Genomic DNA, 24,399 nt, shown 5'->3' with positions numbered 1-24,399 from the left:
CAAATTACTAAATTATATTTACCAGAAATTTCCTTTCAGATGCTTCTAAGCGAACTTTTATATACTATTCCTTTAAAATCCGTATCAGGCATTACAGATATCGACATATTAAAAATCGAATTTGATTCAAGGAAAATTGAGCCAAAAACACTATTTGTTGCCATTCCAGGTACGCAAGTCGATGGACATGATTTTATTCAAAAAGCCATAGATTCAGGTGCAACTGCCATTCTATGTGAAAGATTTCCCGAGGTTTTAGTAGAAAATGTCACATACATTTTGGTTGAAAATTCAGCAAAGTGTATGGGTATAGCAGCCTGTAATTTTTACGGAAATCCATCCAAAAGCTTAATATTGGTCGGGGTAACAGGTACAAACGGAAAAACCTCCATAGCCACTTTACTTTTTAATCTTTTTAGGAAATTGGGCTATAAATGTGGAATGCTTTCTACTGTACAAAATCAAGTAGAAGATGAAGTCATTCCGTCTACGCATACAACACCTGATTCTGTGAAAATCAATGAATTGTTGAGCATAATGCAGCAAAAAGGCTGCGTTTATGTATTTATGGAAGTGAGTTCACATGCTGTGGAAATGCAAAGGATATCGGGCTTGAGTTTTGCGGGCGGGATTTTTACAAATATCACGCAGGATCACCTCGATTTTCATTTGACATTTGACAATTACATAAAAGCCAAGAAAGGTTTTTTTGACATGTTACCCAAATCGGCATTTGCCATCACCAACGCCGATGATAAAAACGGCAAAGTGATGTTGCAAAATACCGCTGCAACAAAGTATTCATATTCCTTAAAAAACATAGGTAATTTTAAAGGAAAAGTGATGGATTGTGGGCTTTTTGGTCTGCAAATGGACATAAACGGTCAGGAAGTTTGGTTCAAATTGATAGGTAATTTCAATGCTTACAATCTTTTAGCGGTTTACGGAACAGCCATGCTTTTGGGAGAAAATTCTGAAAATGTACTGACTATTCTATCAGAACTCAAACCGCCTCCTGGTCGTTTTGAGCAAATTTTGGCCACAGACCATCGTGTCGGAATTGTTGATTATGCACATACGCCCGATGCATTAGAAAATGTTTTAGAAACTATCAAAGACCTCAGAGAAGGAAATCAGAAAGTGATAACTGTGGTAGGATGTGGTGGAAATAGAGACAAAGGCAAAAGGCCTCTAATGGCAAAGATAGCTTGCGAATTATCAGATATAGTAATACTTACATCCGACAATCCGCGTAATGAAGAACCCGAAGATATATTGGCTGATATGCAAGCTGGAGTAAGTATTACACAGAGAAAAAAAGTGTTGCAAATCACCGACAGACGAGAAGCCATCAAAAAAGCCACAGAATTGGCTGGTTCGAAAGATATTATTTTGGTAGCTGGCAAAGGCCACGAAACCTACCAAGATGTGAAAGGCATAAAAAGCCATTTTGACGATAAAGAAGAGTTGGGCTTGGCGTTTGGTTTATAAAACTATTGCCTGATTTTAAAATATATTTTAAAATTCAACCTAAAAATATGTTACATACCATGCGTTGGTTTGGTCCCAACGACCCCGTAAGTTTGATGGATATTCGTCAGTCCGGCTGTTCAGGTGTAGTTTCTGCACTACATCAGATAGCTGTTGGTGATGTTTGGACAGAAGAGCAAATTGTAGAAAGAATCGCCATTATCGAAAAAGATAACCATAAGTTTTCTGAGTTGAAATGGTTGGTGGTAGAAAGTCTGCCCGTACATGAAGACATCAAAAAAGGACTTCCTTCGAAAGAAAAATATATTGAGAATTATAAGTTTTCATTGCAAAATTTGGCCAAGTGCGGAATAAAAACCGTCTGCTATAATTTCATGCCGGTATTGGACTGGTCACGTACCAAACTAGACTATACCATGCCCGATGGGGCCAAAGCTTTACGATTTGTTTGGATAGATTTTGCTGCGTTCGATTTATTTATTCTTAAAAGGCCAGGCTCGGAAAATGCCTACACTGAGGAAACGAAAGTTGCTGCGAAACTAAGATTTGAAGCCATGAGTGATGCCGAAAAGGCCGAACTTCAAAATACAGTTTTACTTGGATTGCCCGGTTCTATGGAAGCTTTTCATTTAGAAACTTTCCAAGGACTTTTGAATAATTATGCTGAAATAGGAGCGGACCAATTAAGAGAAAATCTGCATTATTTTGTCTCTCAAGTAGCTCCTTATGCCCAGGAATTGGGTATAAATCTTTGTATTCACCCCGACGATCCTCCTTTTCCGCTTTTGGGATTGCCTAGAGTAGTGAGTACGGAAGAAGATTTAGAAATGCTGATGAATGCTTCGGATGTAAGAGCCAATGGTATAACGTTTTGTACAGGTTCGTTAGGTGTAAGAGCCGACAATGATTTGGTGAAAATGGCCCAAAAATTTGGGGATAGAATACATTTCGTGCATTTGCGAACTACCAAGCGTGAAACTGAATATGACACTTTGGTATTTCATGAAGCCGCACATTTGGCTGGTGATGTGGACATGTACGGCGTCATTTCTGAGATAATAAAAGAAGAAAAACGCAGAATTGGGCAAGACGATGCCCAAATACCTATGCGACCTGACCACGGCCACCAAATGCTGGATGATTTACAAAAAACTACCTATCCAGGCTATTCAGCCATAGGAAGACTCAAAGGTTTGGCCGAAATTCGTGGAATGGAATTGGCCATAAGTAGAAATTTGGAGGAGTGAGAAATTAGTTTTTCTCCCCCAATGCTTCTCCATCAAAAACTATCCCATCCCAACCAAATTTCATGAAATTTCTAATGTTTTGATGGTCAGTGCTTTCTGGGTTTTCTAAAACGTCTTTTCTGTAATAATCGCCAAAGCAAGCAAGTGTTTCTTCTTGGGTTAGGGAATGTTTTTTCGCAAAAGAAAATACTTTGCAAGAGCCATTGTTTTGGTTTGCCTCGTTTATCGTCTCTCCATTTTTAAAGGCCGTTGGGGTGAAATTGTAATGGGCATCCACTGTCTCAATAATTTCTGAAAACTGAATATTCTCTACTTGAGTTTTGATTTTTTGCACTAATTCTGCTACTGTCATTTTTTCTTTTTTTTGTAAAAATTTGGTTTAAAAAGTTGTTTCTCTTTTGAAAAACAAGACTATTTCTTTTGTACTTCCTTGGTAAGAATTGGTTTCTACTGCTGAAACCAATTCCCATCCATCTTGACCTAAGCCGTTTAATTTTGAAGTAAGATCTACATCGTTTACTTTTGGGTCCCAAAAGCCTTCTTGAGTAGTTTTGATTACTTTGTATTCGTATTTTTTCATATTTATAGTGTTAGATATTATTTAAAAGGTTTTTTTCGATGAAATCGCTAGTGAAAATTGTGACTAAGCTATTGCACAAAGGTACACGAAGGTTGCACTAAGTTGCACAAAGAATTTATTAGTTTTAAGTTTAAAATTAGCTCAAATTTTACAATTCCTGAAAACTTTTACCTTCTTGATGTTTATAGTTTTTATGTTTGGTTTTACCTATTATTTGTTTGGTGTAAATACTGTTATGACCTGAAGATAGGTAAGCTGTAACTAGTGCGACGGCTATGTAAATAGCTGAATCTGCTCCAAAAAGTTCTATACCCAACATAAGGCAGGCCAAAGGAGTATTGGTAGCAGCTGCAAAAACAGATACAAATCCCATACCAGCCAATAGGTCTAGCGGGAGCGGAATGAAGTAGGCTAGAGCATTGCCTAAAGTGGCTCCAATGAAAAATAAGGGCGTAACTTCACCACCTTTAAAACCAGCCGCTAAAGTCAGAATGGTTAAAGCCATTTTAATTGCAAAATCATAATAAGGTAAGGCTTCGTTAAATGATAAAAGAACAGTAGGAATGCCTAAGCCAATATATTTGGTAGAGCCAATTAACCAAACCGCAACAGCTACTATAATTCCACCAACAAATGGTCGCAAAGCTGGAAATGAGATTTTGGACCTGAATAAATGCCCAATTTTGTGTATGGATTTGCTAAAAGCTGCTGCACAAATTCCGAAACAAATGCCGGATAAAATACTGTATAGGAGTGTTTTGAAGTCCAACTCTGGAATATTAGAAATGCTATAATGGGTATGTTTTGCTTGCCACAAACTAGTAACTAAATCAGCCAATATAGCCGCAAAAAATGCTGGAAAAATGGCATTGTATCTCATTTTGCCCGTTTTCTGAAACTCCAAAGCAAAGATAGCCCCAGCCAGAGGGGTTCCGAATACCGAACCAAAACCTGCCGCAATTGCTGAAATTATTAGGACTTTTCTGTCTTCTTTGCTTAAATTCAGAGGTTTAGAGAGTTGGTCGCTTAATGAACCCGCCATTTGTAGAGCAGTACCTTCTCTACCAGCCGAACCACCAAAAAGATGTGTAATTATGGTTCCTAAATACACAAAAACCGCCATTTTGAGTGGGATGGTTTCTTTTGGCTCATGTATATTGTCTATCAACAGATTGTTTCCTGCCTCAACGTCTTTTCCGAAGTATTGATACATTAATCCTACCGCCAAACCTGCTACTGGTAAAAGCGAAATCAACCAAATGTTTGCTTCTCGTAAATTTGTAACATAATCAAGCGAAATCAGAAATCCAGCGGATGCAGAACCCGCTAATGTACCGATGAGAAGCGAAATTAATGCCCATTTTAATACATAGGGAAGTGCAGGATATTTTGAGAAAAATCCTGAAATATTAGACGCTATTTTATCTTTATCCGACATCTATATTTCTAATATTTGGGCAGCTTTCTATTTTATCAAAGTATTTAAGCTCAAAAGAAGCGATTATTTGAGAGAGAAAACGGTCTCTTAAGTTTAGTGGGCAAAGGTAATTATAAATATCTGCTTTAGGAAAATCGAAATTTTTGAGTAGGTTATTCTTTTCAATAGATTACAAATCTATTGCTGGTGTTGTTTTCTAAATCGTTGTAAAACAGGAATTTAGCGGTTGGGTAGATTTCTATTTGTGTAATGCAAACGGTTTCTATTCCGTTTTTTCTTTTCAGTTTTATACTATTTTCTAAATCTTGTTTTCCTCCAGTATTGTGAAAATCTAAAATGATTTCGCTTGAAATTTCCATCTGATTTTTTGATAAATGGTCCATAAACCACGATTGTCTTTTGTTCATAGCTTGCTGGTCGTAAAGAGTTGCCGAAGACCAAATTAGAGGTAATTCGCCGCTTAAATGTGTGATGTATTTTTCGCCCGAACACCACTTTATTTCTGTAATTTTCTGCCTGTTTTCATTTTTGAAAAGAACCAAAGTGAAGGGTTCCATTCCATTGAAATCAAAGTTATTTAGGAAGGTTTCAGGGTCATTCCATTTGGTAAATTCTAATATTACCTGCCCTCTGCTTTGTCTGTAACTCGGTTTTACTTCATGTTTTTTATATCCGCCATTCAGCAACACCATGGTATAACATGTTGAGGTTGCTATCCAAGTTCCTTTCGATATTGGGTCAACTGGGCAAAATACTTCTATGCCATTTATTTTTATTTTTTTCGGTGGTTTTGCTTTTGGTCTAGCTATGTTCTCGTCTCGGTTGGAGGTTACTATGAAGCCATTTTCAGCCACTGGAACATAAGTTAAGACGCACATTTTGTGGATGTTTGGGTTGATCGATATTTTATTGTGGAGTCAGCTACCCCGAAATTTTGGTCTAGGTCGAGTTCTGGACAAAGAGCTGTTATGCCTATTTTTATCAAAGCAAAATGGTGAATGGTGTGTTCACCAAGATAAATTAGCTCACGGGCATAGCTTGTAGATAAAAACACTTTGTCATCGTTTAGCGACTGTTTAAAGATTACGTTTTTTTCGAAATCCAGATTTTGTACCTTATCTTTTAATATTCCTAACACCTCAAGGGTATATAATGGCGAGTTTTCTATCAATAGGTTTCGTTCTCGCTCATCGTAGTTTACGTAGTCTTTATCTGAAAATAAACAAACGTAGAACTCCACAATGTGTCTAATATGTTGCCCAATAGAGCTTCCGCTTAGTAATTCTATTTTTTCCACAAACTTGTCGTGTGACAATTGACGGCATATTTTCTCTATTTCAGCAAATATATTCAGGTGGTATTTTACCATATTATTCATGCTTATTTTTTTCTAAGGTTTATGGTATAAGCCACAAATGGCATCAAAGATTTATGTCTAAATCTGTCATTTTCGTATGTAAGTAACTGTTTCGTAGTGTATTCCATAAACTGAAAACTAAGGCCAAATTTCAAAGCATTTTGGTTTTTTAGTGTTTGTTTAAAGTATAACTCAGAGTTTAAACTTCCTCTGTCGCTGTCAGAAATCAGCAAAACATTTATTGGAGTCGGTGAGGCCATTTGGGTGGTTTTGTTTAGTGATGGAGATTCTGCTGCTCGGAAAACTCCACTTTGTGCACCGCCTACAGTAAATCCCACGGCATCTATATTGAAACCAATTGCCGATTTCTTAAAGGAATATTGAAGAATTATTAAAGCATTGACAGAAACCAAACTGGACTTGGAGAAATTGATGGTGTCTATTTTTGCGGGATTGTATTCGGTAAAAAATGCCGCCAAGCTTTGCTTTCCCGATGACAACAATGCCGGTGCAGTTAAATATTCTTTTTCTCCGCTGAAATAACCGTTGGCTCTTATTCCCCAGCCGAGTTGAAAGTTTTTCTTTTTTCCCAAGTCGTACGTTTTTTGAAAAGAGGCCGAAGGTGCAAATTCTTTTTTAGTGGCTACCGCAAAATCGAGACTTTGCGACCAAGTTTTTGTAAAAAATAGGCAGAGCAATAGCAATGAAATTGATTTTTTCATAATGTTTTTTTGGATTAAAATTTTGATTATTTCAGTTCAGCGTGACCAAAAAGTACGGAAAATTGTTTGCACCAAATGAGTACAAATTTCTGTTTGCTGAGATCAACTTTAGCAGGAATATCGTACATTTTGTTGCCGTTTTCCACTTTGTTGCTCAGTTCTACAAAGTTTGTAACAGCCTTGTCGTTAGCTAAATATATTCTGAGGTCTGGGCCAGCGTCTGATTTTAGACTTTCAAAAACCAGCGTTCTTTTACCATCTTTTGCTTCATAGATTTTAGCAGTTCCACTTGTCGGATGGGCACCATTCACAAACTTGCCTTCTAAAAGTAATTTTTGTCCAGAAAAATCCATTGTCATCTTTTCTGTCGTGGTATTAACACCATTTTCTGTCGGGTTTGGTGTAGTGGTCGCAGCCGGGTCTATTTCGGTAGATTTGTTACAACTACTTAGGGCAATCAAAGCAAAAAGCATTAGAACTCTCATGATTTTCAATAGGTTTTATTTCAGAAAAATACTGAATCAAAAGTATAATGCTTCTTCAATTGTGTTTGTCGGCTAAAAGACTTTTTCCAGTTATTTCAGCGTTACAAAACTGAAATTTTCACTTTAATTTCTTTTCTCGAATATGTGATTATTCCTTCAGATTTAAGCGTATTCAATAAGGATGTTACGGTTTGACGGGTGCTGCATATTAAACTCGCAATGTCTTGGTGTGTCAGATAGTTAGGAAGCGAGACATATCCATCTGGGTCGGTTTGGTGGTCTTTGGCTATATCTTTTAGGAAGTTCAGTAGTCTGGTTTTTACATCTTTAAACATGATGTTAGAATATCGATTTTCAAGTCTTTTAAACCAAAAACCTATCCATTTAGTGTATTTTACGGCTACTTCGGGTTTGTTTTCAATGAATTTTTCAAAGTCAGCGGTCTTGAAACTACAAAAAGTGGCGGTGTCGGACAATACAATTGCGTATTCATCTTCATTGGATTCTATCAGGTCAAGTGAGCCAAACAGATCGCCCACTTTCAGAATATCTTTAACAATCTCGTTACCTTCTACGTCAATTTTGACAATTTTTAGACTTCCTTTTTTGAGTGTAAAAACTCTGCCATTGTTTTCTTCTGAAAAAAAAATGATGTCTCCTTTTCGTACGGTTTTGTAGGCTGCGATATAACATATTTCGTTTAAGTCGCTGTTGTTTAGGTGTTTAAATAGCGAATGGTTTTGCAGATACCAGTATTGAGAGCTGTACAAAATGTTATGATTTAGAGGTTAGAGTTCATTCTTAACAAATATACGTATGTATCTTTTAAATGGTTGTGCTGTTCCTTATTTTTTATTTTTTAGCCAATTAATTTCAGCTTTTTGGTATAGTTCTTTTTCGTTTTTTAGCCAATCCTGTAGCGTATCGTTTCGGTTTTTTTTGTAAAAAAGGAAAAGTTCGTTGTTATAAATACGATAATTTTTAGGTTCAACAGTCACTTTGCTGCCATTGAGACCTATGGCGTAGGCACACCATCCTCCGTATTTAGGAATATATTTCAGTGGGTTGCTTTTGAAAATATTTAGGTTTTCTAAAGACGAAAATTTGAATTTAACATGCTCGTATTCAGCTATAAAGGCATTGTTTCCTAGCTTTGGATTTTGGCTAAAATAACTCACTACATCGTATCCCGAAGCTACAAAACCATCGGTTAGTAGATAGTTGGTTTTCGAGACTGTAGTTTGAAATAAAAGATAGCAGATAATTATTTTTGTGAAAAGCAAATTCATGTTTTTAGTTTGTTTTAATTCTTTTCCATAGTGCTTTAAATGAACAGGGTTCATGACCTAAGTCTGAATTATACCCAGCTATGTCACTCAGTCTTTTCCAGTGCCATGCAACATCTTTGTAGGCTTTCAGGAGTTTGTAGTTTGGGTCAAAAATGTGGGCTGCATCGGCATTTACGCCATTGAGTTCGAGTACTTTTATGTTTGTCCCTTCATACAAATCTGCAATTGATTTTACTTTTAGGTCGAATCTTCCATAGTTGAAACCTTCAAATTCTTTCAGAATTTTGTCCGTTACTTCAGCTGTTTTCGCTTTGTCTATTTCTGTAGCATTTCTGAAAATTGTTCCTCTGCAATGGTTCCCAATTTTTTCTATAACCTGTGTTTCATCTTTTATGAGTATTTTTTTCCAGTCGGTTTTGGTGTTTTTTTGTAAATCCACCCAAATCATTTCGGCTCTTGGATTTTTTCTCAAAATGGTTTCTATATCGTCTTTTCCGTTGCCACTTACAGTCAAAAACTCTTTGAAAGTGATGGAACTCACAACACCTTTTGGCTCATTGGGCATGCGTGAATAAAGAATAGCAAGCTCTATTGGGTAAGTTATAAACTCCTGAATAACAAAGTCTTTGCCTATTTTTTGAAAATATTGCAGTAGTTCTGTTTCTCCTGAAATAATACTTACATCTTTGCCTCTTTGGTCATTTAATGGCTTTGCTATGAGCGGAAAACCTATGTTATTTACTTCTATTTTTTTTAGGACTTCAAAAAATACAGTATTGGGCTGAACATATATACTTTTGGGCAAAAATTCTTCTGGAATCTTAGAGAGAATCTCCTGCTTGTTTTCATCGAAAAAACCACCATTTCGCAAAGAGGTATTTACGATATAGGGAAATGTGAGGCTTCTGTTTTTTAGGCTTAAGTACAGATAATAAGGCAACAATGGAAAGTAAAATACTTTCCAAGGCCAAAATTCAAATCTAAATATTTTAATAAAAAGCAGTTTCACATCCTACAAATTTGAAATTAGTTTTTTGCCAAATTAAGCAAAATGGACACTTTAACGTTGTCGCCCATGCCCGGAGTATCTCCTCCAAATTTGAAATCTTGTCTGTTTAATGTAAAATCTGCAATTAGCATACCTTTTCCGGCATCTTCACTAAAGCTAAAAGGTATTTTAAGGTTTTTGGAAACGTTTTTTATGGTTACCCTAAATACGCCTGAGTATTTGCTATCTGCGGTTTTTTGAATAGAAACACTGCTCATACTGATAACTGGAAACAGCTCTGGCTGAAAAAACTCCTCTTTTTCCTTTAGATGTTTGTCTCTGAGGCTATTAGAAGTATTTACGCTTTTGGCATCTATGGTTGCTGAAAGGGATATGGGTTCATTACTAACAAATTTTAGACTTGTTTTCATGCCTTTTAATGTTCCTTCAATATTTACACCTAGCATTTTTATTTTAAAACTCACACTACTAGTGGTTGGTTGCCAATTTTGAGCCATGGCCGAATTGGCAAAAAAGAAAAGCGTGTAAAAAAGAAATTTTTTCATTGTTGGTTTTTTTGCAAAGATGTGGAGAATAGCGAATTTGGAATGTCAGGTGGCTTACTTTATTCTGAATTTATTCATTTATCGCCAAAATGTCCTTTCCATGCGTGTTTTTGATAATCAATTGTAACAAACTCGGGGTTAATTTCATGCCTTTTATTAGCAAGTCAGTCATAATGGGATTACCGAAAAGCCTTTGGACAGTTCTTCCGACTAGCAGCCTTGTGGCGAAATTATCCTTCCATTTTTTTGGATATTCTTCTTTAATATTTTCTCCGGATTCAAGCATATTGTGCAAAAGATACGCACCATGAAATGCCATGCTCATGCCATTTCCGCAAAGCGGAGCTATCATTCCTGACGCATCGCCCAAAAGCGGAATTTCGTTTTCGAATTGACCTTTTTTCTCAAAACTTATCTGAGAAATCACTTCAGGTTGTGGCCAAAGTTTCTCACAATTTTTAAAAATATTCGCTAAAAAAGGATTTTTGGAAAGGATTTTCTCTTCCATATTAGCTATGCTATTTTCACTTTTTTTAAGGTTGGATTTGGTGGTCATGTAACAAAGGCAATATGAATCATCTTCAATGGCCGAAATGCCACAATATCCATCAGAGAAGTTGTGAAGGGCTATTTTATCTTTGTGAAAGTCGGTTTTAATATGGTATTTTACGCCCACATATTGGTTCAGCGAAGTCCTGTTTTTCTCTATAAACGGCCGTTTCCAATCCACATCAAGGTTGGATCTTTTACCAAAACTGCCAACAGCCATTTTGCAATGATAAACTTCTTTTTCGGTAATGACTTCATACGGAGATTCAGTTTTTTTGATGTCAATTACTTTAGTGGTTTCCAAGACTTTTACACCCAAGTTTTTGGCAATTTGAGCCAATTCAAAGTCTAGTTTATACCGACTTATTCCGAATCCGCCCAAGTCAAGCGGAGCTTCGATAGAGGTACCTGATGGAGAAGTGATTTGAAGGTTTTTGATAATCGGAAGTTGCATCTGGCTCAATGGCAATTCTAAACTTTCGAGAAAATTCCAGGATTCCAAACTGACATATTCGCCACAAACTCGGTGAAATGGATAGGAGTTTTTCTCAAACAAAACGACTGATTTGCCTGCTTTGGCTTGAAGAATGGCTAAACTTAAACCTGCCAATCCGCCGCCTGTTATGGCTATATCGAAGGTTTGGGGATTCTTCATTTATTTACCATAATTAAATGCCTAAACGCCCAACACCAAGTGATTTTATAATTCTCAATTCCTGCTTTTTTGAGTAAAATTACCCACTCTTTTTTGGTAAATCCCCGTTGGACACTTAGTGGTGCATCGTTTTTTACAAGATAAGATTTCGAGAATAGTTTTGTAAGGAATTTTATGGAATAATATGCCAACCAGTGTCTGTGTAAATCTCCGATAAAAAAGCCTTTATTCGAATTTTTGTTCATCCAAATCAACATTTCGATAAGAGCATCATCATCAAAATGATGACAAAATAAAGAATTGAATATCAGGTCGTAAGGCTTATCAGGTTGATGTTTTTTGTAATCCTCTTTTATCCAGTTTATCTGTGAGTCTAACGACTCGCTATAGGTTATACAAACTTCTTTGATGTCTAAACCCGCATATTCATTTTCAGGAAAATGCTTTTTGAGCATCATTAAATTATCCCCGCCCCCTGAGCCGATTTCCAGTATTTTATGGCTTTCTTTTCCAAATTTCTTTAATCCTTTTTTTATAACATCATGGCCACCCAAAAAAGTATTAATGAATTTTAACTCCTTCAGATTTTGAATTAAATCAGGTTCAGGAATTTCGTCTGCATCAAGCAATTCTTTTTGGTGACTTTTTTTCATAAACTATTTAATATTAAGCTTTCCATGGTTATGCCTGGGCCAAATCCCGCCACAAAAGTATGGCCAGATTTGTCTTTTTTTATTTTTTCAAGAATAAAAAGCAAGGTGCAGGACGACATATTTCCGTAATTTTTTAGAACCTGATAAGATTCTGAAATCGCATCCGAATCTATTCCCAAAGACTTGGCTGTCACATCCAATATTTTTCTTCCACCCGGATGAATCGCCCAATTTTGAATTTCGTTTTTCTGTATATTATTTCTACTCAAACTGGTTGCTACAAAATCCGCAATATTATCTTCTATCAGCGTAGGTACTTCTTGTTTAAGGCTCATCAAAAATCCATGCGAACTGATGTGCCAACCCATACTTTCTTGGCTTTCGAGGAAAAGTTTTGAATAAAAACCTTCCATTTGCATTCCTGTGTTCGAATTTTCGACCAAACAACATGCTGCTCCATCACCAAACAGTAGGTTAGAAGTAATAAAATCAAGTTTATTTTCTTTCTGAAAATGAAGCGTGCAAAGTTCTACCAAAACTATTAAAACCTTTGCTTTTTCTTCGCTTCTACAAATAGCATTAGCCTGCTTTAGAGCATGTATAGCGGCATAACAACCCATAAAATTTACGGAAGTGCGGTGAATATCTGTGGGAAGTTTGAGGGCTTGTACCAATTCTACATCCAAACCTGGAGCTGACATTCCAGTGCACGAAACGCTAATCAAATGTGTAATTCCTTTGGGCAATTCCGACCCTCCAAAAGTGTTTTCAACCGCTTTCATGGCTAAAGGAAGTGCCGTTTCTTGGTATTTAGTCATTCGCTTTTCTATACTCGGGAAAGGCTCCAAATCTTCGTTTTTGGAGAAAAAAGTTCTTTCTGAGGCCTCACAACTATAATCTGGAATGACAGAATAGCGAGTTTCTATTCCTGAGCGGGCATACATTAAACTTATTTTGCGTTTGTCTGATGAGCTTCCATCGTTCATTTTGAGCATAAACTGTTGTATGGTTGTTTGCTCGTTTTTGTGTGAAGGTACCGAAGTACCTATGTGTGTTATATTACTCATTTAAAGTTTTTCTCGAAAATTGTATTTTAAAATAAAATGGTTTGTCGGTTAAAAGACAAACACTCAAAATGGGCAATTGTTTATTGCTAGAATATCATGGTCAGAAAACAAATATTTAATAACACGGAAGCCATTAGGTTGAGAATCATCGTGTATTTAAAGTTGGCCATGCTTTCATCTTTCCAAACTTTCAGAAACCACCAATTCATGAAAATGGCAATGGGTATACAGAAGATCAAGAATCTTTGGAAATGCTTGACTTCCAAGAAAAAGTAGGAGCTAATAATAGATAAAGAGAAAAACAGTATGCAAAATATAAAGGTGCCTCTTATTCCGAGCAACATACTCATGGTTCTGTCGCCATTTCGTGCATCTTCCGCGTGCTGATATACTTGTGTGATGGGGTAAACCGCCCAAAGTATCAAAGCAGAAAATAAGGAGCCTAACCAAAGTGGAGCATTGGATACATTTGTTGCTTCAAAAAAGTCTTTTATGGTCAAATTTTGGCCAAAAGTATAAACCATCATAAATACCAAGGCTCCCTGAAATAAGCCCACAATTGCCCAACTCAAAAAGGGATATTTTTTCAGTCGAGACTTTGGATGGCTGTACATCCTGCTCACCGCAATATATAATATCACCAAAATGCCAAACCAAGTACCTACCATAATTATGGCAAATATGACACCCAGACCATCAAAAACATTGGCAGCATACCAAAGTTTAATATCTACTTTAGGCGGATTTTTAAGACCACCAATACTGCCCTCGTCTTTGTCAAAATAGCTATTGAAGGCATTGGATGCGGGATATATCAAAAGGTGTAATATTAGAAATATCCAGAAATTTTTTACAAAATCAGATTCTACTTGTTGGCTGATAGCCAGCCAATAGATAGGCATTAAAAACAATGAAAAAGGAAAGCGAAGGTGCAAGAAAATGTCCTTTTTTGTCATATAAGTTTTTTTTCGAAGTAATTTAGGAAGATATACGGTGATATGGTGCTGTTGGTTTCAAAAAGATTCAATTTCCGAGAGGGTGATTTCCATTAAAAGATTGATTTGGGTTCATTCTTAAAATTGTCATGGAACTATTTCTGTTAAATTTTTTATTTTTGACAAAAAAACAATTTCACAAAATGAAAAAACTAACATTCGCCTTCTTTTTCTTCTTTTCAATTTCCGTTTTTGCTCAACCAGACCTCCGAAAAACTCTCAGCGAATACCTTAAAGTGGTAGAAACAAAAAACTCCGAAAGAGTGATGGATTATATGTATCCCAAGTTTTTTGAATTGTATCCGCGTGATTTGATGGTGAAGACTTTAGATGAGTCTATGAATGACCCGAACCTCGAAATTCTGTTGATGGATTCAAAAATCTTGGAAATTTCGCCACTGAAAACGGCTGATACCGTTACTTATGCCAAAGTGGGTTATTCGTTTGTGATGACACTCAAATATGTAGAAACTGACGAAAATCCAGCACCCGGTGAGGAAGTAATCACCATGACTACCAATATTTTCAAGCAAATGTATGGTGATGAGAACGTGAGTTTTGATTCTGGGAATAAAAAATTCAAGGTTTATGCAAAGAAAGAAATGTTGGCCTTAAAAACCGCAGGTTTAACCGATTGGAAGGTTTTGGGTATTGAGGAGAAAATAAATCCTTTGTTAAAAAAAATATTGCCAAACGAAATTATTACTGATTTGTAGACTTTTCACTGCAATCGTTCCCATAAATTTTCTCGAAATCGGGCTATTCAAAAAGGAATAAATTATTTTTATTTGAGTAATTTTAGTGTTCAACCCTTTTCCAATGAACAAAACTGCCTTTTTGTTTTTTTTACTCTGCTCTTTCTATGCGGTTTTTGCCCAAAGCAAAAAAGGATTGACATACAAACCAGACACTTCTTTTACTCATTATCAAGCTGTAAAATGGGCACTTTCTCAATCGCCGAATGCCAAACTAGCGATTGCGAAAGATTTTAAAAATATTAATATTAAAGAAAATATCAAATACACCACAGAAGACGGTAATAACTTGATGTTGGATGTTTTTTCTCCTAAAAGCAAACAAAATGCTCCTTGTCTCATCATCATTCACGGCGGAGGATGGCGATCTGGTGATAAAACCCATCACCACGAAATGGCCAAAGTATTGGCATCCAAAGGTTATGTGGTAATCACACCCTCTTACAGACTTTCAACTCACGCACTCTATCCTGCTGCAGTGGTGGATGCAAAAACTGCCATCAGATGGACAAGAGCAAACGCCGCATCATTGGGAATTAACGCAGAAAAAATAGCTCTTGCTGGCTTTTCGGCAGGTGGACAAATGGCCGCTTTGATTGGCACTACAAACGACGAAACGCTTTATGACAGAAGCGAAACGTTTAAAAACATAAGTTCAAAAGTAGCTTCAGTGATAGATATTGACGGAATTTTGGCCTATATCCATCCAGAATCTGGTGAAGGAGATGATAGTAGAAATACCTCAGCAGCAACCTATTGGTTTGGATATAATAAAACAGAAAAGCCTGAACTTTGGAACGAAGCCAGTGCATTAAACCATGTTTCGGCTTTAGATCCTCCTATACTTTTTATCAATAGCTCCCAGGAACGAATGCATGCTGGGAGAGAAGATTTTATACAAAAACTAAATACTTTCGGCATTTATTCTGAGGTTCATACTTTTAAAGCTCCTCATACCTTTTGCATGTTAGATGAATGGTTTTTGCCCACCATAGATCTTATGGACAAGTTTTTAATAAAAACCTTAAAGCAATGAGAAATTTAACACTTTTGTTTTTTTTGTTCACTTTTGAAATTGCTTTTGCTCAAGTTCAATTGCGACAAGGTGCGTTTTTTACCCCTGAACAATCGAAGGTAGAAATGGAGCATTTGGCATCACTATACAACTCCAAATCTGATTGGCAAAAAAAAGCAAAAGCTATAAAAAAAGGTATAATAGAAGGTGCTGAAGTAAAAACCATAAAGCCCAATAAGAAAATAAATGCGACTATTCATTCAAAAAAAAATATGGATGGATACACCATTGAAAATGTATTTTTTGAAAGTCTTCCAGGAGTTTATGTTTCTGGGAATCTGTATAAACCACTCAATGTTTCTGGAAAGATACCCGCGGTCCTGGCACCACATGGCCATGGGAAAGATCCAAGATTTGGAGAAGCTACACAAAAACGTTGTGCAACAATGGCCAGAATGGGGGCAGTGGTTTTTACCTATGACATGATTGGTTATGGAGATATGCAGCAATGTGAGCATAAAATAGCCCCAGCCCTAAAAATACAGATTATCAATAGCATTCGATCACTTGACTTTTTGAGCCAACAGCCAGAAGTAGACAAAACCAAAATTGCGGTATCGGGTGAGTCAGGCGGAGGAACCCAGACCTTTATTTTGGCAGCTTTGGATAATCGGGTGGCGGTTTCAGTACCTGTGGTGATGGTCTCCAATTATTTCTTTGGTGGATGTACTTGTGAAAGTGGAATGCCGATTCATGTAAGGCCTGACCACGCAACTACCAATGTTGAAATAGCCGCTTGTTTCGCTCCAAAACCTATGCTCTTGGTATCAGATGGTGACGATTGGACGAAGTTTACTCCTGATTTGGAGTTTCCTCATATTCAAAGAATCTATTCATTTTTTGATGCTAAAAGCAATGTTGAAAATGTACATTTACCACTTGAAAAACATGATTATGGCCCTTCAAAACGTAAAGCTGCCTACGATTTTCTAGCTAAAAATTTAGGCTTAGACCTCAATATGGCAGATGAAACAAAAAGTCCAGTTTTGCCAAAGGAAGATTTGACAGTTTTCAATGCTCAAAATCCATTACCAACCAACGCATTGAAAGGCAATGACGCAATAATAAGTTTATTAAAAACCATTAAATGAACACATTAGTAGAAGACAAAGAAGTAGAATGGATTGAGCTTGGCGGCGGAATAAAACGCAAAGTGATGGCTTATGACGACCAAATGATGGTTGTAAAAGTGGCTTTTGAGGCTGGAGGAATTGGTGCTATGCATAGTCATCCACATACGCAGGCGAGTTATGTGGCCAGTGGGAAATTCGATATAACCATCGACGGAAAAACCAAAACGCTAAAAGGTGGAGATGTGTATTTTGTGCCAAGCGACTTGGAGCATGGGGCAGTTTGTCTTGAAGACGGTGAGTTGATAGATGTTTTTCATCCGTTGAGAGAGGATTTTCTTTGAGAGTTTTCTACCACAGAGAAGCACAAAGTTTACCACAGAGTAGCACAAAGAATTTAGAAAATAAAGCTTGGCGTCATTGCGTCTTGGCGATAATTAATAAACAATGAAAAAATACATTTTATACATTTCGTTCTTTTGTTTTTCAATATCTGGAAATGCCCAGAAACCTTATTCACAACAGATGGCTGATTCATTTATTGCCTGGTATCCTGATTCTATTGTTGTGAAACCACGCGTGAAATCGACTTGGGATTATGAGCAAGGTTTGATGCTCAAAGCCATCGAAAAAGTATGGCGAAGAACCGCTGATACCAAATATTACGATTATATTTTGGCCGATATGAACCGTTTTGTGGCCGAAGATGGCAGTATAAAAACTTACAAAACAGAGGATTATAATCTAGATAATATCAATTCAGGTAGAGGCTTACTGATGCTCTACCAACAAACACAACCTGGAAAAGATAAATTTAAAAAAGCGGCAGATGTGCTTTGGCATCAGCTTGAAAACCAGCCTAGAACCAAAGAAGGGGCTTATTGGCATAAACAACGTTATCCCTTTCAAATTTGGCTGGATGGCCTTTTTATGGCGGAACCGTTTTCTGCGGAATATGCCAAAGTATTTAATCATACTGAGCATTTTAATCACATCGCTAAACAATTTGAAATGGTCGAGAAATACATGGTTGACCCAAAAACAGGATTGATTTACCATGGTTATGACGAGTCTAAAAGCGAAAAATGGGCCGATAAAAAAACTGGACTTTCTCCACATTTTTGGAGTAGAGCCATTGGTTGGTATGGAATGGCTTTGGTAGAAGTACTCGATTATTTCCCAGAAAATCATCCCGAAAGACCCAAGCTTATTAAATATTTACAAAGATTAGCACCGGTTTTGGCGAAATATCAAGACCCAAAATCAGGTGTTTGGTATCAAATGACAGCTTTGGCTGGTAAAAAGGGCAACTATTTGGAAGCATCGTCTTCATGTATGTTTGTTTATACTTTAGCCAAAGCAGCTCGATTAGGTTACATCAGTCCTGTTTTTAAAACCAATGCCAAAAAAGGCTATGCAGGTATTTTGAAAGAATTTGTTGAAAAAGAAGCGGACGGCGGCTTGGCATTTCAAAAAACAGTTTCGGTGGGCGGTTTAGGTGGAAACCCCTATAGAGATGGCACTTACGAATATTACTTGAGTGAGCCCCTTCGTAAAAACGATTTGAAAGGTGTAGGTCCGTTCATTTTTGCGAGTACCGAGATGGAGATTATGGAAGAAAATAATATCGGAAAAGGCAAAAAAGTGGCTTTAGATTATTATTTCAATAGAGAATTCAGAAAGGATTGGAATGGTCAGAACGAGCAATTTCATTATACTTGGGAAGATACTTTTCATTCGGGATTCTTGTGGTGGGGAGATGTTTTCAAAAACTATGGGGCTAAGCTTACTGCAATAAAAGACAAACCAACGGCCATCAATTTGAAAGGGCAAAATGTCTATATCATCGTTGACCCGGATACAAAGAAAGAAACCACTGCTCCAAATTTTATGGATAAAACTTCGATAGAAAATATCAGAAATTGGGTAAACGCAGGTGGTACCTTGGTGCTAATGGCCAATGATACAGCCAATTGCGAGATTCCAAAATTCAATGAATTGTCGAAGTCTTTCGGAATAGCATTTACAGGAAAAAGCCGCAATATGGTACAAGGCACCCAATGGCACCAAGGTTTGGTGGATATTCCTGTCGGCAACCCAATCTTCAAGAATACCCAAAAAGTTTATGTGAAAGAATTGGTTACGCTTCAACTAAGCGGAAAGGCCTATCCAGTTATAGAAGAAGGTGGAGATGTAATAATGTCCGCAACCAATTTTGGTAAAGGTCGAGTTTTTGTCATCGGTGATCCCTGGTTATACAATGAATATGTAGACGGACGAAGGATACCGAAAGAATATCAAAACTACCAGGCTGCTAAAGACCTAGCTAAGTGGGTTTTGAGTAAGTAATGTTTAGTTGGAACACGGATTAGGACAGATATGACACGGATTCTGACATATAGGTCAAAGTAAATATGAAGTGCAGCTATATAGTATTAACCATTATTATCTGTGGCAAATCCGAAAAATCCGTGTTTCTATAGTTCTAAAATGTGTTTTGTAGGAAACAAAAAAATAAGCGAATAATCGAAACCAGACTAAGCCGACCCTCTGTTTATCAAATAAAACGGATTTTTCTCCGAAACAAAAATCTTCTGCAAAACCACTTCAGCGGCTCTTCGGCCCATGGCCTCAAAGTCGGTGGTGATCACGGTTATGTCTAAAACCTCTTTCAAAGTGGTTTCATTGAATGAAATTATGCCCAAATCTCTACCCAAAACAAGCTCTTTCTTTTTTGCATATTTTATCAGCTCAGCGAGGTCGTATTCTTCAATAACCACATAAAGAACATTGTTTTCATGATCTGCCAAGGCTGCTTCGGCAGATGAGAAAACTTTGGCTGAGAGGTTGTTGTACGCACAAAAAGTCCTGAAGCCTTTCATGATTTCGGCTGGATAATTGTTGTCGTCGGGAAATATCAAATACAGCTTTTTGTAATTTTTTATTTTAGATAAGTTTTTCTCAAAAGCAGAAAAAATATCTTGTTCAAAGTCTTGATAAATGGTGGGTACATCTTTTAGTTCGTGTACGTATTTATCCAGTAGGAGCAACTCTGTCTTTGGTATTTTGTTTAAAACTGGCAAGTAAACCTCCTTGCTTTCTAAAAAATGTGGCATCACCACATAGAAGTTGTATTTTCCTAAATTTCTATCTATAATATCTTCAAATGAATCTGCTGAATAGTTGTGGATTTGCAAGTCTACAATGCTGTTTTCACCTAGACCTTTCAGTAAAGCATAGTATATCAGTTTTTTGTATGAACTCATTTTGTTCATAACCAGCAGGACCCGCATCTTATTTTCTCTGTTGGCCTTAACAAAATATCCTTTTCCATGAACCGACTCAATAAATCCCAATCTTTTAAGTTCTCGGTAGGCTTTTTCCACAGTATCTCTCGAGAGCAAATGTTCAATGCTGAGCTCGGTTATGGACATTAATTGGTCATTTTTTTTATAATAACCGCGTTCTATGTCATTTACGATGGCATTTACAATTTGCTTATACTTAGGCGTTTTGTCCTTTTCGTTGATAGATAATACCCTATTTAGATTCTCTGATTTCTTCATCTAAAGTCAATTAACATTAAATCTATCACAAATTAACCATTATTTTTGGATGTATGTCTCCTGCACTGTTTTCATTTTTCTACCGCAATCGATTCCGTAAATTCTTGTACCAAAACATAGGAGTGCAGGACATGGATATTGCTTTATATCCGTTAAATTGCCTTTGAAAACAAAACCTGAATGAAAAAACTTGCCTTCAAAATGAAGCTTTTCCCCGGAAAAGTAGAGGAATATAAAAAACGTCACGATGAAATCTGGCCCGAATTGGTCGATTTGCTTCATGAACACGGTATTTCAGATTATTCCATTTTTTTAGATGAAGAAACGCTCAGCCTATTTGGGGTTTTGAGTGTGGAAGACGAAACCCAAATGGATGAACTCCCTAAAACCGAAGTCATGAAAAAATGGTGGGCATACATGGCAGATATTATGGAAACCAACCCCGACAATTCGCCTGTTAGTGTAAGTTTGAAGGATGTGTTTTATATGGGATGATTGAGTTCCGAGAACCGAGTTTTGAGTACTAAGTTACAAGATTCAATTCAGTAAAAAAGACTGATAACGAAAGATTTAATAAACCTTAAGTTTTCATAACCCGGAAAGGGTAAAATCCGAATAACCATGCATGAAAAAATAGAGAAAATTAAAATGACCTTGTATTCGTCAAACATTTTTCTCAGAACAATAGAGAACAAAACAATTTTTTCGAAAACATAAAAAATGAAAATTAAATTATTAATTACAGCCTTATTTATAACTGTAAACGTATTTGCTCAACGCAACGTAACCAATGCCAACGATAGTAACACACCGCTGCACTTGTTACAACCTGATTATCCAGTTCCTTATGGGATACCGAAAGTTGAAGATGTAAAGTCTTCTTTGAACAGAATTTATGAATATTTAAATAACGTAACTCCAACGGCCTTTGTGGACACCAAAACTGGTGAAGAAATCACTGACTTATCGAAAATTAGCTCCACTACCGCACTTAAAAAAGGGGATTACAGAATTGTTAGTTACGAATGGGGCGTAACATATGCTGCCATGTTGGCCGCTGCAAAAGCTACTGGAGACGATAAGTATAAGAAATATTCAATTGATAGACTTAAATTCATCTCCAATGCAGCACCGTATTTTAAAAAGACCTCAGAAGAACATGCCGACTGGGCAACTGCCGGCCCACTGAGAGGATTAATAGCTCCGAAAGCCCTCGACGATTGTGGTGCCATGTGTACGGCTATTCTGAAAACAAAAATGGCAGGAGAAAGCCTTGATGCCCAACTTTTGATAGATACGCACATTGATTATATCATGAAAAAAGAGCATCGTTTAAAGGATGGAACTTTGGCTCGAATGCGTCCGCAAGCGGATGCACTTTGGCTTGATGATATGTTTATGGGCGTTCCTGCATTAGCCAACATGGGTAAGTTTACAGGAGAAAAAAAATATTTCGACGAAGCCGTAAAGCAGATTCAATTGTTTCATAGTAAGATGTTTAATAATGAAAAAGGGGTGTATATGCATGGCTGGATTCAAGGTATGGCTGAGCATCCGCAATTTCATTGGGCAAGAGCTAACGGTTGGGCGATTTTAACTAAAATTGAGGTTTTGGATGTTTTGCCCGAAAATCATCCCGGAAGACCGATTATTCTTAAAATGCTGAAAGATCATATCAGAGGTTTAGCAAAATATCAATCAGGATCAGGTTTCTGGCATCAATTATTGGACAAAGAAGACTCTTATTTGGAAACTTCGGCCACCGCCATTTATACGTATTGCATAGCCCACGCTATAAATAAAGGCTGGATAGATAAAATGGCTTATTCGCCCATGGTGATGTTAGGCTGGAATGCGGTTTCTACAAAAATCAATGAAAAAGGTCAAGTGGAAGGTACTTGTGTGGGAACAGGTATGGGATTTGACCCAGCTTTTTATTACCACCGACCAGTAAGTCCTTTCGCTGCACATGGGTATGGACCTACCATTTATGCAGCATCAGAGATTATTAACTTGTTGAATAACAGCAAGTTTGAGATAAATGATAGTTCGGTGCAATTGAAGAAGTGATTTTTTATTTTAAACAAATAGACACATAGAGAGCATAGATTTTTATTGTCGCCAGAAAAACTATAGGCATAGAGCGTTTTCTCACTTTATGCCTATTTTCAATGTATAAAAAAATCGGTATTTTCGTTTACTTCTTCAAAGTAAATCTTGCCGAAAAACCTAGATTAGTCACATATAGACCTGCGTCATTGAAAAAGTTGAGTTCGGGTTTCCAATCTACACTGAGGTTGAGTGGGATTTCGGAGAAAGTGTGTTCAAGTCCCAAAATTCCGTCAGCACCGACCTGCACATAATTGTCATAGTAGTAACGGTTTCTGTAACGATTTGCCGTTCCTGCATGACCGCCCACGCCATAGTACCATCTCCATTGCCCTGTCGAAAATGCCTTTTGATGCCATTCGGCGAGCAATGTTGCTTTGGCTCCATTCCCAAAGCTATTCAAAAGTCCTTCTAAGGATGCTTTTTTGCCGTTGTTGATTTTGAAAGTGATGCCGGGACTACCGTCAAATCTTGCTCCAAAAGCATATTTGTATTGAGCGGTTGTCGAAAAACTTATAAGTAGAAAAAGAATAATTAGTTGTTTCATAATTTCAGATTGTTTTTCCAAAATTACGTTTACACGAATTATTAGGTTTAGAAACCCAGTTAAATTTCCCTTAAACTTTGGCTATTAGAAAAGTACAAAAAGCCAATTTTAAATTATCACAAATTACACAAAAATATAAAAATCAATACTTTGTGAATTGTAGAAACTTAAATTGAAATTAAATTTGCCAATTCATCACTAATTTTAATTCCATTTGCCAGGTTCCATTTTTTTCTTTCTAAACCTTTTTCTCCTGGCATTCTTACAGGATTTTTGGTATTAAGAGGCATACTTGCCAAACATTGATTTTTAAAGAATTCCATTTCTTTAAGAAAGTAACTTTCCCCTGAAAATTTGCTGGGGTCGATAACTTGCACAAAAACCGAGGCACCCCAACGTTCTGGACTATCACTTCTGCCAAAGCCACCTAATGCACTGGTCATGGCTTCTATCATTATGCCCAACGCAAACCCTTTATAGCCCAAGTCCAAACCCCCAAGAGGTAAAAGTGACGAAGGGGGATTTTGAAAAAAGGTTTGTGGGTCGTTGGTTGCTGTTCCATCTGATTGTAAAAGCCATTCACCACCCAATTTTTCATTGTTTTTGGCAGCACGATTTACGACAGCATTTGCTGTTGTGGACATGCTAACATCAATAAGAATGGGGTCGGTTTCGGTCGGAATCCCCAAAGCTAGCGGATTTGGCGAATACACAGGAATCTTTCCGCCAAACGGGGCCACAGTCTTGTTTCGAGGATCGGAGCAGGCTATGATGACCATTAAGTTTTGTCTAGCTATTTTTTCTAAAAATGCCGCCAAGCATGCAATATGATGCGATTTTTGAATCACCACCGTTCCGATTCCCATATTTTTGGCTATTTCAGAGGCTTTTTCAATGGCTTTTTCTGTAAGCCAAATTCCAGGTAAATATCTTCCATTCCAAGTTTCTGCGGTATCGGTTTTATTTATCACTTCGTAGGTCCCAGATTTTTCCATTTGTCCTGACTCCAACTCGTCTAAATAAGGTTTTACCAAAGCCAAGCCATGAGTCGTATGGCCGAGCAATTCACCTTCCAGCAATATCCTGGCAGTAGAGTCTGCTTTTTCAAAATCTAGGCCTTTGGATTGAAAAGCCAAAGTAAGCTTTGATAATAATTCGGGGTATTCTAGAGTAGTATTTTGCATAATTATTGAAT

At 37.0% G+C, this 24,399-nt stretch carries 27 protein-coding genes; 9 read left to right on the top strand and 18 right to left on the bottom strand.

Annotation, left to right across the window (positions count from 1 at the left end):
• Positions 1 to 39 precede the first annotated feature (39 nt).
• Together EGI24_RS20530 and uxuA are read left to right on the top strand one after the other, a co-directional pair.
• Entirely contained in the window at positions 40 to 1,491 is a 1,452-nt protein-coding gene (locus EGI24_RS20530) for a UDP-N-acetylmuramoyl-L-alanyl-D-glutamate--2,6-diaminopimelate ligase (RefSeq protein WP_255050505.1), read from the top strand.
• A gap of 59 nt (positions 1,492 to 1,550) precedes the next feature.
• Entirely contained in the window at positions 1,551 to 2,738 is a 1,188-nt protein-coding gene (uxuA, locus tag EGI24_RS20525; protein ID WP_255050504.1) for a mannonate dehydratase, read from the top strand.
• Between the two features lie 4 nt (positions 2,739 to 2,742).
• Here uxuA and EGI24_RS20520 read toward each other — a convergent pair whose 3' ends face one another.
• From EGI24_RS20520 to EGI24_RS20450, 15 genes are all read right to left on the bottom strand, one after another.
• A complete protein-coding gene (locus EGI24_RS20520; RefSeq protein WP_255050502.1) occupies positions 2,743 to 3,090 on the bottom strand; it encodes a HopJ type III effector protein in 348 nt (115 codons plus the stop codon).
• A gap of 27 nt (positions 3,091 to 3,117) precedes the next feature.
• Positions 3,118 to 3,318 carry a DUF4177 domain-containing protein gene (locus tag EGI24_RS20515; protein ID WP_255050501.1) on the bottom strand — a complete coding sequence of 67 codons (201 nt, stop codon included), beginning with the start codon at positions 3,316 to 3,318 and terminating at the stop codon, positions 3,118 to 3,120.
• A 148-nt stretch (positions 3,319 to 3,466) separates the two neighbouring features.
• Positions 3,467 to 4,756 carry a voltage-gated chloride channel family protein gene (locus tag EGI24_RS20510; protein ID WP_255050500.1) on the bottom strand — a complete coding sequence of 430 codons (1,290 nt, stop codon included), beginning with the start codon at positions 4,754 to 4,756 and terminating at the stop codon, positions 3,467 to 3,469.
• Positions 4,757 to 4,917: 161 nt separating this feature from the next.
• On the bottom strand, positions 4,918 to 5,634 hold the full coding sequence (locus tag EGI24_RS20505; protein ID WP_255050498.1) for an NRDE family protein: 717 nt from the start codon (positions 5,632 to 5,634) through the stop codon (positions 4,918 to 4,920).
• Positions 5,622 to 6,125 carry a hypothetical protein gene (locus EGI24_RS20500; protein WP_255050495.1) on the bottom strand — a complete coding sequence of 168 codons (504 nt, stop codon included), beginning with the start codon at positions 6,123 to 6,125 and terminating at the stop codon, positions 5,622 to 5,624. Before EGI24_RS20500 ends, EGI24_RS20505 begins: the two co-directional genes overlap by 13 nt.
• A gap of 11 nt (positions 6,126 to 6,136) precedes the next feature.
• Entirely contained in the window at positions 6,137 to 6,835 is a 699-nt protein-coding gene (locus EGI24_RS20495; RefSeq protein ID WP_255050494.1) for a hypothetical protein, read from the bottom strand.
• A gap of 26 nt (positions 6,836 to 6,861) precedes the next feature.
• Positions 6,862 to 7,320, bottom strand: a complete 459-nt coding sequence (locus tag EGI24_RS20490) for a DM13 domain-containing protein (RefSeq protein ID WP_255050493.1) — start codon at positions 7,318 to 7,320, stop codon at positions 6,862 to 6,864.
• Between the two features lie 101 nt (positions 7,321 to 7,421).
• Positions 7,422 to 8,090 (bottom strand): Crp/Fnr family transcriptional regulator, encoded by a 669-nt coding sequence (locus EGI24_RS20485; protein ID WP_255050492.1) that lies wholly within the window; start codon positions 8,088 to 8,090, stop codon positions 7,422 to 7,424.
• 75 nt (positions 8,091 to 8,165) lie between these two features.
• Positions 8,166 to 8,609: a YHS domain-containing (seleno)protein gene (locus EGI24_RS20480; RefSeq protein WP_255050491.1), complete on the bottom strand. Its 444-nt coding sequence runs from the start codon at positions 8,607 to 8,609 to the stop codon at positions 8,166 to 8,168.
• 4 nt (positions 8,610 to 8,613) lie between these two features.
• On the bottom strand, positions 8,614 to 9,618 hold the full coding sequence (locus tag EGI24_RS20475) for a hypothetical protein (RefSeq protein ID WP_255050490.1): 1,005 nt from the start codon (positions 9,616 to 9,618) through the stop codon (positions 8,614 to 8,616).
• A gap of 17 nt (positions 9,619 to 9,635) precedes the next feature.
• Positions 9,636 to 10,163: a YceI family protein gene (locus EGI24_RS20470; protein ID WP_255050488.1), complete on the bottom strand. Its 528-nt coding sequence runs from the start codon at positions 10,161 to 10,163 to the stop codon at positions 9,636 to 9,638.
• A 70-nt stretch (positions 10,164 to 10,233) separates the two neighbouring features.
• The gene (locus EGI24_RS20465; RefSeq protein ID WP_255050486.1) at positions 10,234 to 11,367 is read right to left on the bottom strand and encodes an NAD(P)/FAD-dependent oxidoreductase; all 1,134 of its coding nucleotides are present in this window, start codon (positions 11,365 to 11,367) and stop codon (positions 10,234 to 10,236) included.
• Positions 11,364 to 12,020, bottom strand: coding sequence for a class I SAM-dependent methyltransferase (locus EGI24_RS20460; protein WP_255050485.1), 657 nt, complete (start codon positions 12,018 to 12,020; stop codon positions 11,364 to 11,366). Before EGI24_RS20460 ends, EGI24_RS20465 begins: the two co-directional genes overlap by 4 nt.
• On the bottom strand, positions 12,017 to 13,087 hold the full coding sequence (locus EGI24_RS20455) for a type III polyketide synthase (protein ID WP_255050481.1): 1,071 nt from the start codon (positions 13,085 to 13,087) through the stop codon (positions 12,017 to 12,019). Before EGI24_RS20455 ends, EGI24_RS20460 begins: the two co-directional genes overlap by 4 nt.
• A gap of 86 nt (positions 13,088 to 13,173) precedes the next feature.
• Positions 13,174 to 14,043: a UbiA family prenyltransferase gene (locus tag EGI24_RS20450; protein WP_255050480.1), complete on the bottom strand. Its 870-nt coding sequence runs from the start codon at positions 14,041 to 14,043 to the stop codon at positions 13,174 to 13,176.
• 182 nt (positions 14,044 to 14,225) lie between these two features.
• On the opposite strand from EGI24_RS20450, the gene EGI24_RS20445 reads away from it, so the two are divergent.
• From EGI24_RS20445 to EGI24_RS20425, 5 genes are all read left to right on the top strand, one after another.
• Positions 14,226 to 14,798 carry a hypothetical protein gene (locus EGI24_RS20445; RefSeq protein ID WP_255050479.1) on the top strand — a complete coding sequence of 191 codons (573 nt, stop codon included), beginning with the start codon at positions 14,226 to 14,228 and terminating at the stop codon, positions 14,796 to 14,798.
• 103 nt (positions 14,799 to 14,901) lie between these two features.
• Entirely contained in the window at positions 14,902 to 15,873 is a 972-nt protein-coding gene (locus tag EGI24_RS20440) for an alpha/beta hydrolase (protein WP_255050478.1), read from the top strand.
• The gene (locus EGI24_RS20435; protein ID WP_255050477.1) at positions 15,870 to 17,003 is read left to right on the top strand and encodes a S9 family peptidase; all 1,134 of its coding nucleotides are present in this window, start codon (positions 15,870 to 15,872) and stop codon (positions 17,001 to 17,003) included. Before EGI24_RS20440 ends, EGI24_RS20435 begins: the two co-directional genes overlap by 4 nt.
• Positions 17,000 to 17,326 (top strand): cupin domain-containing protein, encoded by a 327-nt coding sequence (locus EGI24_RS20430; protein ID WP_255050476.1) that lies wholly within the window; start codon positions 17,000 to 17,002, stop codon positions 17,324 to 17,326. Before EGI24_RS20435 ends, EGI24_RS20430 begins: the two co-directional genes overlap by 4 nt.
• Before the next feature lie 103 nt (positions 17,327 to 17,429).
• Positions 17,430 to 19,331 carry a glycoside hydrolase family 88 protein gene (locus EGI24_RS20425; protein WP_255050475.1) on the top strand — a complete coding sequence of 634 codons (1,902 nt, stop codon included), beginning with the start codon at positions 17,430 to 17,432 and terminating at the stop codon, positions 19,329 to 19,331.
• 188 nt (positions 19,332 to 19,519) lie between these two features.
• On the opposite strand, the gene EGI24_RS20420 is transcribed toward EGI24_RS20425, so the two are convergent.
• Entirely contained in the window at positions 19,520 to 20,548 is a 1,029-nt protein-coding gene (locus EGI24_RS20420) for a GntR family transcriptional regulator (RefSeq protein WP_255050474.1), read from the bottom strand.
• A 180-nt stretch (positions 20,549 to 20,728) separates the two neighbouring features.
• Here EGI24_RS20420 and rhaM point away from each other — a divergent pair, with 180 nt between their 5' ends.
• Positions 20,729 to 21,043, top strand: a complete 315-nt coding sequence (rhaM, locus tag EGI24_RS20415; RefSeq protein WP_255050473.1) for an L-rhamnose mutarotase — start codon at positions 20,729 to 20,731, stop codon at positions 21,041 to 21,043.
• A gap of 225 nt (positions 21,044 to 21,268) precedes the next feature.
• A complete protein-coding gene (locus tag EGI24_RS20410) occupies positions 21,269 to 22,618 on the top strand; it encodes a glycoside hydrolase family 105 protein (RefSeq protein WP_255050472.1) in 1,350 nt (449 codons plus the stop codon).
• Positions 22,619 to 22,745: 127 nt separating this feature from the next.
• On the opposite strand, the gene EGI24_RS20405 is transcribed toward EGI24_RS20410, so the two are convergent.
• Both EGI24_RS20405 and EGI24_RS20400 read right to left on the bottom strand, forming a co-directional pair.
• Entirely contained in the window at positions 22,746 to 23,204 is a 459-nt protein-coding gene (locus EGI24_RS20405) for a hypothetical protein (protein ID WP_255050471.1), read from the bottom strand.
• A 167-nt stretch (positions 23,205 to 23,371) separates the two neighbouring features.
• Entirely contained in the window at positions 23,372 to 24,388 is a 1,017-nt protein-coding gene (locus EGI24_RS20400; RefSeq protein WP_255050470.1) for an Ldh family oxidoreductase, read from the bottom strand.
• Between the last annotated feature and the right edge of the window lie 11 nt (positions 24,389 to 24,399).

It is taken from the genome of Lacihabitans sp. CS3-21 (assembly GCF_024343675.1).
GTDB lineage: Bacteria > Bacteroidota > Bacteroidia > Cytophagales > Spirosomataceae > Leadbetterella.
The sequence above is the reverse complement of the archived record's forward strand: the minus strand, read 5'-3'. Positions and strand labels throughout refer to the sequence as shown.

Coding starts and splice junctions, on each gene's coding strand:
- EGI24_RS20400 (WP_255050470.1), bottom strand. CDS start 24,388: ATGCAAAATACTACTCTAGAATACCCCGAATTATTATCAAAGCTTACT.
- EGI24_RS20500 (WP_255050495.1), bottom strand. CDS start 6,125: ATGGTAAAATACCACCTGAATATATTTGCTGAAATAGAGAAAATATGC.
- EGI24_RS20435 (WP_255050477.1), top strand. CDS start 15,870: ATGAGAAATTTAACACTTTTGTTTTTTTTGTTCACTTTTGAAATTGCT.
- EGI24_RS20450 (WP_255050480.1), bottom strand. CDS start 14,043: ATGACAAAAAAGGACATTTTCTTGCACCTTCGCTTTCCTTTTTCATTG.
- EGI24_RS20490 (WP_255050493.1), bottom strand. CDS start 7,320: ATGAGAGTTCTAATGCTTTTTGCTTTGATTGCCCTAAGTAGTTGTAAC.
- EGI24_RS20495 (WP_255050494.1), bottom strand. CDS start 6,835: ATGAAAAAATCAATTTCATTGCTATTGCTCTGCCTATTTTTTACAAAA.
- EGI24_RS20430 (WP_255050476.1), top strand. CDS start 17,000: ATGAACACATTAGTAGAAGACAAAGAAGTAGAATGGATTGAGCTTGGC.
- EGI24_RS20480 (WP_255050491.1), bottom strand. CDS start 8,609: ATGAATTTGCTTTTCACAAAAATAATTATCTGCTATCTTTTATTTCAA.
- EGI24_RS20520 (WP_255050502.1), bottom strand. CDS start 3,090: ATGACAGTAGCAGAATTAGTGCAAAAAATCAAAACTCAAGTAGAGAAT.
- EGI24_RS20425 (WP_255050475.1), top strand. CDS start 17,430: ATGAAAAAATACATTTTATACATTTCGTTCTTTTGTTTTTCAATATCT.
- EGI24_RS20460 (WP_255050485.1), bottom strand. CDS start 12,020: ATGAAAAAAAGTCACCAAAAAGAATTGCTTGATGCAGACGAAATTCCT.
- EGI24_RS20410 (WP_255050472.1), top strand. CDS start 21,269: ATGAAAATTAAATTATTAATTACAGCCTTATTTATAACTGTAAACGTA.
- uxuA (WP_255050504.1), top strand. CDS start 1,551: ATGCGTTGGTTTGGTCCCAACGACCCCGTAAGTTTGATGGATATTCGT.
- EGI24_RS20470 (WP_255050488.1), bottom strand. CDS start 10,163: ATGAAAAAATTTCTTTTTTACACGCTTTTCTTTTTTGCCAATTCGGCC.
- EGI24_RS20445 (WP_255050479.1), top strand. CDS start 14,226: ATGAAAAAACTAACATTCGCCTTCTTTTTCTTCTTTTCAATTTCCGTT.
- EGI24_RS20515 (WP_255050501.1), bottom strand. CDS start 3,318: ATGAAAAAATACGAATACAAAGTAATCAAAACTACTCAAGAAGGCTTT.
- rhaM (WP_255050473.1), top strand. CDS start 20,729: ATGAAAAAACTTGCCTTCAAAATGAAGCTTTTCCCCGGAAAAGTAGAG.
- EGI24_RS20420 (WP_255050474.1), bottom strand. CDS start 20,548: ATGAAGAAATCAGAGAATCTAAATAGGGTATTATCTATCAACGAAAAG.
- EGI24_RS20440 (WP_255050478.1), top strand. CDS start 14,902: ATGAACAAAACTGCCTTTTTGTTTTTTTTACTCTGCTCTTTCTATGCG.
- EGI24_RS20510 (WP_255050500.1), bottom strand. CDS start 4,756: ATGTCGGATAAAGATAAAATAGCGTCTAATATTTCAGGATTTTTCTCA.
- EGI24_RS20465 (WP_255050486.1), bottom strand. CDS start 11,367: ATGAAGAATCCCCAAACCTTCGATATAGCCATAACAGGCGGCGGATTG.
- EGI24_RS20455 (WP_255050481.1), bottom strand. CDS start 13,087: ATGAGTAATATAACACACATAGGTACTTCGGTACCTTCACACAAAAAC.
- EGI24_RS20405 (WP_255050471.1), bottom strand. CDS start 23,204: ATGAAACAACTAATTATTCTTTTTCTACTTATAAGTTTTTCGACAACC.
- EGI24_RS20530 (WP_255050505.1), top strand. CDS start 40: ATGCTTCTAAGCGAACTTTTATATACTATTCCTTTAAAATCCGTATCA.
- EGI24_RS20505 (WP_255050498.1), bottom strand. CDS start 5,634: ATGTGCGTCTTAACTTATGTTCCAGTGGCTGAAAATGGCTTCATAGTA.